Genomic DNA, 13,077 nt, shown 5'->3' on the forward strand with positions numbered 1-13,077 from the left:
GGAATGTTAATTTAAATATTCTCAAGCTTGTGGAGTCAATAGATAATTTTTGCTTATCTTTGACAAAAAATAGAACTCCTGCAAAATCCAACATCTACCATTGGGTTAGGATTCAGTATTAAGGAGATTTATTTTTATTTATTCTTCCCAATTCCCCAATTCCCCAATTCTTATGAGAGATTCCCTATCGAGCCATCTAAGAGTACAACAACATTGCCTCAATCAAGTCAAATTAGCCGTGAGAAAGCAGGGCTTTAGCAGTCAACGATCCTTAGCTAAAGAAGCTGAATTTAGTCTGGCTATTGTCAGCAACTTCCTGACGGGGAAACCAGTAGAACAAGCCACTTTTGCCCAAATTTGTCGTCGATTATGCCTCGACTGGCAAGAAATCGCCGCCCTGAATTTTCAGCTAACAGCACCCCCTCAAGACAAAATTCCGGTTAATTCTGCATCCAAGAGCGAAAAATTGGACATATTACCCCCCTATCCCAATGGGGCAGTTCCCCTTGGTTCCCCATTTTATTTAGAACGTCTTCCCCTGGAAGAACAGATAAGGCAGGAAATCAAGAAACCGGGGGCTTTAGTGCGGATAAAAGCCCCGAAAGAAATGGGCAAAACTTCCCTACTTTTGAGAATGCTCGATTTTGCTAAACAGCAAGGCTACCGCACGGTGAGTTTGAACTTAGAACAGGTAGACCAAGCGATTTTAGGTGATTTAAACCAATTTTTGCGCTGGTTGTGTGCCAATGCTGCCCGTCAACTACAGTTAAAACCACAATTAGATGAGTATTGGGATGAGGATTTAGGCAGCAAGATTAGCTGTACGGTTTACATTCAAGACTATCTCCTGGAATCGATTACCGCCCCCATTGTCCTCGCCCTCGATGAACTCAATCAGATTTTTGAACATCCCCAAGTGGCCAAGGATTTTTTACCGCTGCTGCGTTCTTGGTACGAAGAAGCCAAAACCCTACCTATCTGGCAAAAACTCCGTCTTATCGTCGTCCATTCCACAGAAATTTACGTCCCCCTGCAACTCAATCAATCCCCCTTTAACGTGGGATTCCCCGCACAGCTAAGTCATTTTAGTCTTGAGGAGGTATTGCAATTAGCCCAACGTTATCAACTCACCTGGGAAAATCAGGAAAAAGTCAAACAATTGATGGAGCTAGTAGGAGGACACCCAGCTTTGGTACAAACCGCCCTCTACTATCTCAGTCGGGAGGAAATAACTATGACGCAAATACTAACCAGTGCCACCTCCGTCACGGGGATTTATGCCCATCACCTGCGACGCCATTGGGCGGTATTAGAACAACAGCCTGAACTAGCGAAAGCCCTCGATAGAGTGATGAGCGCGGTGGAACCCGTACAATTAGACCCAATTCTCGCTTACAAACTCAGCAGTATGGGACTACTCAAACAATCAGGAGATAAAGTAGTACCCGGCTATGAATTGTATCGACGCTATTTTTTAGAGGTGAAATCCTCTATCAGTTATCAGTAAACAGTAAACAGTTATCAGTGAACTGATATAGCAGTTATCCTAATAGTGAGGTGCAAATTCTCTGGTTTTGGGGAACGCCGAAACTGAGGAACGGTCAACATTAGTCGGTCGTCTGGGGATGATGCCAAATCCAGTCATACTTCATCTTGATGAGAAACGCTGTAACTCGCATCTGATAACTGATAAGTAGGGAGGCACAATTATTTTTAGGATGGGTTAGCGCACTTCGTAACATGATCGGACGTTGGGTTTCATGCTTCAACCCAACCTACGTTCATCTTATATTTAATTCCACCCACCCACTTAACTGATAACTGATAACTCACATCTGATAACTGATAACTCACATCTGATAACTGATAAGGGAGAATCCTATGAATATGTCAATCAAAGATACTGTCCAAAATACTGTCAACATTAGTAACTTTAGTCGCTCGCAACTCGGTCAACCGGATGAGAACAATTTATATAAAGCGGTCGCCACAATTACCGAGGGACATTGGCCGGAGAATCTTTCGGGATACGTTTTTATCGTCTGTCCTTTTCATAGAAAAAATGACCGTCATTTGTTCTCTGGCGAAGGTGTAATTATTAGATGGGACTTGCAAGGGAAAAATAATCAAGTTAACGTTTACAGTAAAAAACTGAAAACTTGGGATAGTTTTTGGCGAAAAATTTTACCGATATTTAATATTATTAAAGCCAATTTTCCCGCCGTGATCAGCATTTTGGGTTCTTCGGAAATAGCGAATACTGCTATGGTTAAACTAGAAAAAGTTGCCGAAGATGAACAACTAGAAGAAACCAGATTAATTCTCACCGCCGATGCGGGACGTTACTGGGAAGTAGATCCCGTTTCCCTTGATACTATCACCCCGATTGGTTATTTTGACCAACATCTTGTTTCCGTGCCTTTGTCTTTTTTCCCCGTCCTAGAAAATACCGCTCATCCCTTCTACGACAAAAAAACCCAAGAATTTATCACCTGTGAATTAAAGCTAAAAATTGTATCGGGAGGTATGTTAAAAGATTTAGATAACTCGGTGTATATTGTTCTTTGGGATCAACAAAAACAACTTAAACCTTGGAAACTACAGGGAACTATCCTTGATGGTAGTCCCCATTCGGTTATCGTCACCGAAGATTATATCATGATTCCCGATATGCCTTTTCAGATGGGAGTAGCCAAACTATTAGGTATCAGAATCAAGCCAGAAGAAACCTATCCGAAAACTCAAATTTATCTGGTTAAACGTCAAGACCTCAAGGAAGAAGAAACCACCGTTCCCTCGCAATTAATTACCTTCAATGGCGACAGTTATCACTTCCTTTGTAATTACCATAGTATCAACGGTCAAATTCAGCTGGTGGCCATCCAAAACGCCACTATTAGTTTAACCGAAGCGATCGAAAAAGACGATATCCAACATTTTACTGGTCAGAGTTATCCCCCCGAATACCACGGCATTCCCTGGATGTTTCCCTTTGACCCCGGAGTGCTACGCAAAGTGGTTATCGAGGATGCCAGGGTGATAAGCGAACAAGCTTTCATCCATCCGGGTTGGTTCTTTACCTGTCTCTACACCGCCGACCCACGGGAATTGGAACAGGGATACAGCGCCATTTATCAGGTTTATTCCGGTTATGTGCGCGAATTAATCTGTCGTCGTCAGTATATGGATTTTCGCGACCAAAGTAATCGCATCCTCAGCGATGCCGAACTTCCCAGTCATGACTTGCCCTCGGTATTAGCCAAGGTTCCCCTCGATAAGGATTGGAATCAGTTAACTGAACAGATTAGACAAGAAAAAAATGCCAGTGATACTCATGTATCACATTTAGGTCGGGAACTACTGGATTTTTATGTTTGTCCCGATGGCTATATTTTAGATAGCATTCAGTTTATTCCCCAAGAACAGGGCTATCTATTTACGACGGTTTTAACCCCGACCAGAGTATTAGAAGCTTGGTTATTTAACCCTGACAATCTCAAGGACGGACCGATTGCTAAACTGAGTTTGCCGGAAGATGTTCACTTTGGTTTTACCTTGCATTCCGAGTATTTCGAGCAAGTGCTGCCTTCTCCCCGTCCTTCCGTCTCACAGGTAAATCGAGTTCTTTCGGCCTTGCGGAGTCTTGTCTTGGTTCCCGTAGAATTTTTCTTGGGGAGACCCGCAGCCATTTACAATCGCCAAGCAAAAAATTGACACTCCCGCGCCTGGCGGGGATTCTTAAGAGACGTAAATCCTTAAAGGGTTAGCCAAAAACCCGCTAGACACTCGCTCAAAATTGAGTCTGTGCTTACTTTTAACCAAAATATTGGCACTACCATTAATATCGGCTGAAACAAGATGTCTGTTCTTTGTTTGATACAATCCCCGCTTAACCCTTCTACCAGAAAAATTCTGTTTGATGGGGTTATCGGCATTGTAAATAGGAATCTCATCTTGACCGTAAAAACTAGCTTTAGACGAATAAGACTCCTCTTGTTCACAATACTCAATTCCGTATCGAGAACACAAAGCTTTGAGCTTTTGTCTAAGTTGCCAAAAAGGTATCTGAACAAAGTTTTGATTGTTGGAACGTCCAATATTAATCTCTTGTTTAATACTTGGATTATACCCAACTACCAACTTGCCTATTTGATGGTTCAAGCAATGGTTAATTATTATTCGAGCGGATTTATTCAAATAATCTCGAATAGAATCATTACGCCATTGATTAAGCTGTGCTTGTTGATTAGTCAACTCTTTAATGCCTTGCTTATCTTTGGCAGATTGAAGTTCAGCATTACGCTTGTTGTACCACTGATTAATGCTTTTAAGTCTTTTTCCATCAATCAAAAATTGATGCCCCTCAGTGTCAAAACAAGCTGCCAAGTTATCAACCCCCAAGTCAATAGCTATTGCTTTTTCGGAGTCCACAGATGTTTCTATTGCTTCATCCTCATAAATGTACTCGATTTCAAACCATCGAGCCGAGTATTTGGGATGTATTCGTACCTCCTTAATATTCTTGTCTTTCAGTCTTTCTGGGAGTTGGATTTTAACTTCGCCATATTCTTTTTTAAACTCTCTAGACATGGGAATTGCCAACATTCCATCTTTGAGTTTAATTCGAGGAATAATCAAAGGGAAATATCCCTCTTTAGACAAGTATTGGGGCAGTTGTGGTCTTTGGTCACATCTCCCTATACTAATTGCCTTAAGCAGTCCCAAGAAAGACCGCATACTTCTATCTACTACCTTCATCGTTTGCTGAGCAATATCGGTATTCAAAAGCCGATAGTTTTCATTAGATTTGCAAATATGGTAGTTAGATTCTTAGGTCAAACGTTTTCTTTCAGCAAAGAAATATTGCCGACATTCGTACAACGCCACATTAAAAAGATTCTTACTCAAACGACACAAAGCAGTCAGGGCATTAAATTCCTGCTGATTAAGTTGTCTAAGTTGGTTCTTTTGAGTGGCGTACATAGTTAAGATTGTTTCGCTGTATCTCTAGCATATAGCGAAACATCTTAAATGCCAAGCCGTCCTAAAAGGACGGGGTTTCAAACCCAATTTTTCGATGATTCTTCTCAACGGATACGACATTCTTGCCCAAATCTACGAAAGTGTTAACTCAGAAGTCTATCGGGCCATTCGCACCGCCGATAATCAACCCGTTATCCTCAAAATCCTCAAGCAAGAATATCCCACCGCCCAAGAACTAACCCACTACAAACAGGAGTATAAAACCATCTGCGGCCTGAACTTCGAGGGGGCGATTAAAGCCTATGGTTTAGAAACCTACCGCAGAACTCCCGTGATTATTTTGGAAGATTTCGGGGGCATATCCTTAAAAAAATGGCTAGAGGGCAAAACCCTGGCCTTAAGGGACTTTTTAAGCCTTGCACCCCGAATAGTGGCTAATTTAGAGAAAATTCACAACGCCAAGGTTATTCACAAAGATATTAATCCGGCCAATATAGTTCTTAACCCCGAAACCGGACAAATTAAAATCATCGATTTTGGCATTGCCAGCGTCCTGCGGCGGGAAAATCCGGGGCTAAAAAATCCCAACGTCCTGGAGGGGACTTTAGCCTATATTTCTCCCGAACAAACCGGACGGATGAATCGCAGTCTCGATTACCGCACGGATTTTTATTCCTTGGGCGTTAGCTTCTACGAACTGCTCACCGGACAATTACCTTTTCCAGCTAAAGATGCTTTGGAATTAGTTCACTGTCATCTGGCTAAACAACCTTTGGAGATTAATAGTCTCGTCAGGGAGAAAATTCCCCCGGTGGTGGAGGCAATCATCAGGAAACTGATGGCTAAAACCCCCGAGGAACGATACCAAAGTGCCTATGGTATTCGGGCAGATTTAGGAGAATGTTTAAGACAACTAGAAAAAACGGGTAAAATTGAGGATTTTGTCATCGCTAGGCAAGATCTAGCCAATCAGTTCCAAATTCCCCAGAAACTCTACGGCAGGGAGGCAGCAATCGCCACTCTCCTCGCTGCTTTTCAACGGGTAGCCACGGCGGATAAAAACTCCTCTCACACCGAACTGATGCTAGTTACGGGTTATTCTGGTATAGGTAAAACCACCTTGGTTGGGGAAATTTATCAGCCAATTACTGAAAAACGCGGCTTTTTTATCTCTGGTAAATTTGACCAGTTTCAGCGCAACACTCCCTACGCTGCTGTGGTTAGCGCTTTGACTCATCTGGTCAAGCAACTTTTGGGGGAAAGTCAACCACAACTGGAACTATGGCGACAAAAACTCCTAAAGTCTTTGGGGACGAATGCACGGGTTATTATTGATGTGATTCCTGAACTAGAATTAATTATCGGTCCGCAACCAGAGGTGTTACAATTAGGAGCGATCGCTACTCAAAATCGCTTTAATTTAGTCTTTAAAAATTTTATTCGGGTCTTTTGTTCCCCGGAACATCCCTTAGTCATCTTTCTCGATGATTTGCAATGGGCAGACTTAGCTAGTCTTCAGTTGATAGAATTAATTATGCTCGATGGCGATATCGACTATTTATTTTTAATTGGCTCCTATCGCAGTAATGAAATTAATTCCACCCATCCCCTAACCGCTACTCTCGATAAATTAGAGCAGGGGGGCATAATTATCAATCAAGTTATTTTAAAACCTCTGGGACTTGAACAGGTCAATCAGTTAATTGCCGAGACATTAAATCATTCACCAGAATATGTGCAATCTTTGGCCGCTTTAGTCTGGCAAAAAACCCACGGTAATCCTTTTTTTGTCAATGAATTTCTCAAAACTATCTACTGGGAAAATTTGCTATTTTTCCAACCCGGGCAGGAAACAACCACTAACATCGACAATAATAGGGGCTATTGGCAATGGCATCTCGGTCAAATTCAAAGGATTGGCAGTACCGATAATCTGATTCAATTTATGATGGGCAAAATGCAGAAATTGCCCCCCGAAACCCAGGAGGTTTTAAGTTTAGCGGCCTGCCTTGGAGCAGAGTTTAATTTATATAGTCTGGCAATAATCTCTGAAAAATCACCTTCAGAACTTTTACCAATTTTAAATTATAGTAGCGAAGCTGGTTTGATTATTCCCCTCTCAGAATTAGATGAACAATTACTGATTCAAGAATATAAATTTGCTCATGATCGCATTCAACAAGGAGCTTACGCTCTCATCGAAGACAGCCAAAAATCTTTAATTCATCTAAAAATTGGTCGCCTACTTTGGCGGAATACTGCTGCCAATGAATTATCGGAAAAGATTTTTAAAATAGTCGATCATCTCAATCTTGGTTATCAACTAATTAGCGAGGAAAAAGAACGAGAGTTAGTGGCTAACTTGAATTTACTAGCAGCCCAAAAAGCCAAAGCTGCCAATGCCCAAATCGAAGCCTTAAAATATATTAAAATTGCTCAAAAACTTCTTAAAAAATCAAGTTGGAAAAATAACTATCAACTGACTTTAAATATTTATTCTGAAGCCACGGAAATTGCCTATTTAACTGGGGATTTTGAGCCGATGCAGTGCTGGGCTAATCTCGTATTAAAACAGGCAAAAACAACCCTAGATAAAATAAAAGTTTATGAAGTCATTATCGAAGCTTATCACACCCAAAATCAAGAACTAAAAGCGGTACAAATTGGTTTATCCGTCCTAAAAAGCTTCGATTTCGAGATTTCTGAATCCTTACAATCATCATATATCCACGAAGAACTTACTAAAACTCGGCAAAAATTAGCGGGTAAAAATATTGAGGATTTAAGTAATTTACCGCCGATAAATGAGGAAGAAAAATTAGCAATAATGAAGATGGCGACTGCCATATTTCCTCCTGTTTTTATTGCCGCCCCTCATCTCTTACCCATCCTAGTATCAAAACAGGTTAACTTATCAATTGAATACGGCAATAGTTATCTAGCGGCTTTTACTTATGTCAATTATGGCTTAATTCTTTGTGGTATTTTAGAAGATTGGGAAACGGGTTATCAATTTGGAAAACTGGCTTTAAACATCGCCGATAAATTTCATGCCAAAGCCCTGATGCCGAAAATAATTGCCGTCTTTTCCGCCACTATTAGTATCTGGAAAGAACCAATTAAAAATTCCCTGTCTTTGTTAAAATCTTCCTATCAAACTGGTTTAGACATTGGGGATCTCTACTACGGAACAACCTGCGCCTATCTTTACTGTTTTCATTCTGCCTTTATCGGACAGGAATTAACAGAATTAGCCCAGGAAATAGCTAATTATGATCTGGCTTTTGTTAAGCTCAAACAAGAAAATACTCGCAACTATCTAAAAATCTACGGACAAACAGTTTTAAATCTGCTGAGGCACTCGGAAAATCCCGGTAATTTAGAAGGACAATACTATCAAGAAACTCTTATGTTACCGTATCATCTAGAGGCTAATGATCTCTACGGACTCTGTGCTTTATTTGTTAATAAATTATACCTTTGTTATTTATTTGGACAGTACGAACAAGCCATTGAAAACGCTAAACAAGCCGAAAAATATCTGGGGGGAGCCACCGCCACTTTCTTGATTTCTCTGCATAATTTCTATGATTCCCTCGCCCATTTAGCTATTTATAGTCATCTGGACAATGACCAACAAAAGCAAATATTAGAACGGGTGACGAATAATCAGAAAAAGCAACAGGAATGGGCTAATCAAGCACCCTCTAACTATCTCCATAAATTTTATTTAGTGCAAGCGGAAAAAGACCGGGTGCAGCAATCCTATCTAGAAGCCATAGAAAACTACGAACTAGCCATCGCTAAAGCCAAGGAAAATGAATACATTAATGAAGAAGCACTAGCTAACGAACTAGCGGCGAAATTCTATCTAGATTGGGGTAAAGTAAAAATTGCCAAAACCTACATCAATGAAGCTTATTATCTCTATTCTCTTTGGGGAGCAACAGCTAAAGTCAAAGAGATAGAAAGCCGTTATTCTCAGTTAATGGTCAATAATTATGGTTCCAATTCCCTGACCGAAACTAGGAAAACTACCACCAGAAAAAATTCAGTTAGTCATGCGGGAGAACTGTTAGATTTAGCCACGATTATGAAAGCCTCCCAAGCCATTTCTAGCGAGATAGTTTTAGATAAATTACTCGCCACCCTGATGAAAATTCTCATCGAAAATGCCGGGGCGCAGCTGGGTTATCTTATCCTAGAAAGTGGCGGACAACTATTGATCGAAGCCTCCGGTTCGGTGCAGGAAGATGGGGTGACAGTCTTTAAATCTAATGCCATCGAAGAACATCTTCCCGTCTCGATTATTAACTATGTAGCCCGGAGCGGTCAAACCGTTCTTAATGACGATGCTGCCCATGAGGGCAATTTTAGCAATGATTCCTATATTAAAACCCATCAAACCAAATCCCTGCTCTGTTCGCCCCTCCTCGACCAAGGACAACTGCGGGGAATTGTCTATCTAGAAAATAATCTCACCGTCGGGGCTTTTACCCAAGAAAGATTGGAAGTGCTGCAACTGCTCTCCAGCCAAGCGGCGATCGCAATTACTAACGCCAAACTCTACGCCGAAATCAAAGCCAAACAGAGACAACTAGCGCAATTTTTAGAAGCGATGCCGGTGGGGGTATTCGTCCTCGATGCTGGTAGTCAACCCTATTATGCCAATCAAACTGCCCAAGAGATTTTAGGAAAAGAGATAGTTAATATCACCACGGCTAATGAGTTGGGGGAAACCTATCAGTTATATCAAGCTGGAACCGATCGATTGTATCCCACAGAATACCATCCGATTGTCCGAGCTTTAAGGGGGGAAAAAAACACGATGGATGATCTAGAAATTCACCAAGGAGAGAAGATTATTCCCCTAGAAGTGTATGCCACGCCCGTTTTTGACGAAAAAGGAGAAATTATCTATGCGATCACCGCTTTTACCGATATTACCGAACGAAAACAGGCGGAAGCGGAACGGATTCGCTTTACCGAAGAATTAGCCGAGTATAGCCGCACCCTAGAACAGAAAGTGCAGGAGCGCACCCTAGAACTCAGCCAAACCCTAGAAATTCTCAAGGCCACCCAAGCAGAATTACTGTTTGAAAATGAACTGCTCAGAAGTAGCGAAGAATCTAGCACCTTTGACTACCAAGTGGGGGGCAGTTTACCCATGGATGCCCCCACCTACGTGGTCCGCGCCGCCGACCGTTATCTCTATAAAGCCCTCAAACGCGGCGATTTTTGCTATGTCCTCAATCCCCGTCAAATGGGCAAGTCTAGTTTAATGGTACGCATGATCGATCACCTCCAACACGAGGGGGTCTGTTGCGCTCCCATTGATTTAACCCGCATCGGCAGCGAAAATGTCACTCCCGACCAATGGTACAAGGGGATAGCCTTCGAGTTAGGGCGACGTTTTGGCCTGCTCAAAAGGGTCAATCTCAAAGCTTGGTGGCAAGAACGGGAAGATGTCTCGGCAGTACAGCGCTTGGGCGAATTTATCGAAGAAGTGTTATTGCTGGAAGTGGGGATAGTGGACGGTTCTCCCCCGAAACCGATCGCGATTTTTATCGATGAAATTGATAGCGTTTTGGGCTTAAATTTCACGGTTAATGACTTTTTTGCCCTGATTCGTTCCTGCTATAACCAGCGTGGTTTTAACCCGCTCTATCGGCGTTTGACCTTCGCTTTCTTCGGTGTTGTCACCCCCTCCGATTTAATTACCGACCACCAAATCACTCCTTTTAATATCGGTCATTCGATTCAATTGGAGGGTTTTAAGGAACACGAAGCCCAGCCTTTACTGCGCGGATTGGCCGAGAAAGTTAGTAACCCGCAAACTGTCTTAAAAGAAGTCTTTGCTTGGACAAACGGTCAACCTTTTCTGACCCAAAAACTCTGTCAGTTAATTCGCACCGCTGCCGCACCGATTCCCCCCAATGGTGAGTCCCTCTGGATTGAGGACTTGGTACAGAAGAAGATCATTGACAATTGGGAAGCTCAGGATGAACCGGAACATCTGCGGACTATTCGCGATCGGCTTCTCAACAGTCATCGCTCCCAGTTGCTCCTGAGACTCTATGAACGGATTTTAAAGGAAAAAGAGGTGATTGCCGAGGATAGCCCTCCAGAGAAAGAGTTACTTTTATCGGGGTTAGTGATCAAAGACGAAGGCCGGCTGCGGGTCCATAATCCCATCTATCAAGCAATCTTTCACCTCCATTGGCTGGCCCTGGCAAAATCAACCTAAGACTAAATCCTGTTTAAAAGGTACAGGATAGTGGGAAGTTGTGGAACAATACCCAACTGGGTTTTTAAAGTTGGATTGGGAGTTAATCATGGTATTAAAAACAGATTTGCTATTACACCAAATCCAGTTCTTAAAGACTGATTATCTAGGGTTTGCGGCAAAAAGTTTTTCCTGGGGGTAGGGTGTGGGGTGTGGGGTGTGGGGTGTAGGGTTTTAACCATTTTGAGGGGGTCAATTACCTAATTTTCAGGGAAAAAGTACCTCAATTTCCCCCCGATCACTCCAATGGTAGGCACTTTTTGAGGGAAAAAAGTCTAAAAGTCTTACCCAACAAGGTTTTTAGATTTATTCAGCAAGCCCTAAATATTTATTAAATTGTAGCGTAGGATACTTTGACCCCACTAAACACTATTGGCTATTCTGCTAGATTGAATTGCACGGAGTTTTTCAACGCAAACCATCTTGATCCAATCCTGACGATTCATGTTCTGCAATTGACACTCTACATCTATGCTTCCTAGTAACTCCGGGGGAAAATCAAGATTAATTTGTTGCTTAACCTGAAAATTACCTGTGAAATGCTCAGAGACATCTTTCCCTAGATGTGCTTGTTGAGCAATTTCCTCAATATCTTTAATTTCAGTTGACTGTTTCCTCATAGCTTTTGCGCTCCTGTTTAGTTGATTTCCAAGCGGTGACAACCCAAATGTAATCACCGACTTCATCGACTCTGTATTCTACGATGAATGTTGTTAACGTTCCGCCCGCAAAGCCAACAATCCGATATTGTTCTGGCTGCTCAGAGCGTTGGTCTTCGATGTAAGGTTTGTAAAGCAGATCGTTTAACCGAGTGAAGTCAATGTCACGTTCTGTTAAAACTCGCTGTCGTTTGGCTTCATCCCATTGAATACGCATGAGACACCCGAAATCAATGGAGAAAAATTGTTTTCACCCACTCTATACTAACCTATAGCTCCCGAAGGCGAGGGACTAAGGGGAGAGGAATGTAAAGATTTATTAAATAGTAGCTTTTGATACAGTTCTGGGGATGTAATGTGTACAGTTTTGTTGTCTGCCTTTGGAGTTTTTCAAATCAGTCTAAGGATAGATTCCCCAGAGAATAGGTAGTGCGTATCATTCTGCTATCTCCTCTTGGTGTTGGGTTCGGTTGTTGCTTGACCTGGCTGCGAGGGGATGATTGCACTATTGAGAAGAAAAAAAATGAAAAATAGCATCTCAGCTACGATTTTTGGAGCGGCTGTAACCACTGCACTAATCGGACTATCCACAAGTCCTGCTCACGCTGCTCAACTTAGCTTCAAATTCGTCTTTAAAACTTTTCCGGACGGTGATTTATTTGATCTGAATCTGACTACGGAGGACACGCTTACAACAATAAACGCCCCTTCTTACTCTAACCCAGGGTGGGACGCCTGGACAGAACCAAACCCGGTTCCAGCCTATACCTTTACAGGCTACAAGATCCTTTCAGTGACGGGAACGGAGACTGAAGGCGGCATCACTAACCCTATTACTGCAATGCTTCCCGCAGGCTCTGGCGTTTTTAATGCACCTGTCAATGGTGTTCCAGTCACAGACAGGATTGGTCACTCGCCGACGGATAACCTTTTCAACCCCAATGGTGGCTTTGCTCCGGGAGTGCTTCCAGCTGGGAATACAGCAGGTAAATTTTCGTTTGGAGGTTTAGCTTTCCATGTAGGGGGTACTAAAAATAGACCTCTTGCATAATTTTTTTATGGTATAATATAAGGTTTTGCTTTTTTCTCAATTCTTAGATTGAAGTGGAAAAAAGAATAAAATGTGATCTTAGGTCAGGAAATCATCTA

The 13,077-nt window shown here is 42.1% G+C and carries 8 protein-coding genes and 1 pseudogene; 5 read left to right on the top strand and 4 right to left on the bottom strand.

Features of this window, described 5'->3' with window-relative positions; genetic code table 11:
* The first annotated feature begins 172 nt into the window (after positions 1-172).
* Complete coding sequence (locus EWV84_RS12920) at positions 173-1,507, top strand: AAA-like domain-containing protein (protein WP_287078302.1); 1,335 nt, start codon at positions 173-175, stop codon at positions 1,505-1,507.
* 374 nt (positions 1,508-1,881) lie between these two features.
* Complete coding sequence (locus EWV84_RS12925; protein ID WP_287078303.1) at positions 1,882-3,714, top strand: carotenoid oxygenase family protein; 1,833 nt, start codon at positions 1,882-1,884, stop codon at positions 3,712-3,714.
* 24 nt (positions 3,715-3,738) lie between these two features.
* Here EWV84_RS12925 and EWV84_RS12930 read toward each other — a convergent pair whose 3' ends face one another.
* Entirely contained in the window at positions 3,739-4,815 is a 1,077-nt protein-coding gene (locus tag EWV84_RS12930; protein WP_287078308.1) for an RNA-guided endonuclease InsQ/TnpB family protein, read from the bottom strand.
* A gap of 15 nt (positions 4,816-4,830) precedes the next feature.
* Positions 4,831-4,983 (bottom strand): hypothetical protein, encoded by a 153-nt coding sequence (locus EWV84_RS12935; protein ID WP_287078304.1) that lies wholly within the window; start codon positions 4,981-4,983, stop codon positions 4,831-4,833.
* Positions 4,984-5,077: 94 nt separating this feature from the next.
* On the opposite strand from EWV84_RS12935, the gene EWV84_RS12940 reads away from it, so the two are divergent.
* Both EWV84_RS12940 and EWV84_RS23125 read left to right on the top strand, forming a co-directional pair.
* Entirely contained in the window at positions 5,078-11,230 is a 6,153-nt protein-coding gene (locus EWV84_RS12940) for an AAA family ATPase (RefSeq protein ID WP_287078305.1), read from the top strand.
* A 152-nt stretch (positions 11,231-11,382) separates the two neighbouring features.
* A pseudogene (locus tag EWV84_RS23125) lies at positions 11,383-11,573 on the top strand (hypothetical protein).
* Between the two features lie 58 nt (positions 11,574-11,631).
* Here EWV84_RS23125 and EWV84_RS12945 read toward each other — a convergent pair.
* Both EWV84_RS12945 and EWV84_RS12950 read right to left on the bottom strand, forming a co-directional pair.
* Positions 11,632-11,889, bottom strand: coding sequence for a hypothetical protein (locus EWV84_RS12945; protein ID WP_287078306.1), 258 nt, complete (start codon positions 11,887-11,889; stop codon positions 11,632-11,634).
* Positions 11,870-12,145: a BrnT family toxin gene (locus tag EWV84_RS12950; protein WP_052275984.1), complete on the bottom strand. Its 276-nt coding sequence runs from the start codon at positions 12,143-12,145 to the stop codon at positions 11,870-11,872. The genes EWV84_RS12945 and EWV84_RS12950 overlap by 20 nt, the downstream gene beginning before the upstream one ends.
* 279 nt (positions 12,146-12,424) lie before the next feature.
* Between EWV84_RS12950 and EWV84_RS12955 the strand changes: the two genes are divergently transcribed.
* Complete coding sequence (locus EWV84_RS12955) at positions 12,425-12,979, top strand: hypothetical protein (protein WP_287078307.1); 555 nt, start codon at positions 12,425-12,427, stop codon at positions 12,977-12,979.
* Positions 12,980-13,077 lie beyond the last annotated feature (98 nt).

This window comes from Microcystis sp. M_QC_C_20170808_M3Col (genome assembly GCF_007095505.1).
Taxonomy (GTDB): domain Bacteria; phylum Cyanobacteriota; class Cyanobacteriia; order Cyanobacteriales; family Microcystaceae; genus Microcystis.

Coding starts and splice junctions, on each gene's coding strand:
- EWV84_RS12940 (WP_287078305.1), top strand. CDS start 5,078: ATGATTCTTCTCAACGGATACGACATTCTTGCCCAAATCTACGAAAGT.
- EWV84_RS12925 (WP_287078303.1), top strand. CDS start 1,882: ATGAATATGTCAATCAAAGATACTGTCCAAAATACTGTCAACATTAGT.
- EWV84_RS12935 (WP_287078304.1), bottom strand. CDS start 4,983: ATGTACGCCACTCAAAAGAACCAACTTAGACAACTTAATCAGCAGGAA.
- EWV84_RS12950 (WP_052275984.1), bottom strand. CDS start 12,145: ATGCGTATTCAATGGGATGAAGCCAAACGACAGCGAGTTTTAACAGAA.
- EWV84_RS12920 (WP_287078302.1), top strand. CDS start 173: ATGAGAGATTCCCTATCGAGCCATCTAAGAGTACAACAACATTGCCTC.
- EWV84_RS12955 (WP_287078307.1), top strand. CDS start 12,425: ATGATTGCACTATTGAGAAGAAAAAAAATGAAAAATAGCATCTCAGCT.
- EWV84_RS12945 (WP_287078306.1), bottom strand. CDS start 11,889: ATGAGGAAACAGTCAACTGAAATTAAAGATATTGAGGAAATTGCTCAA.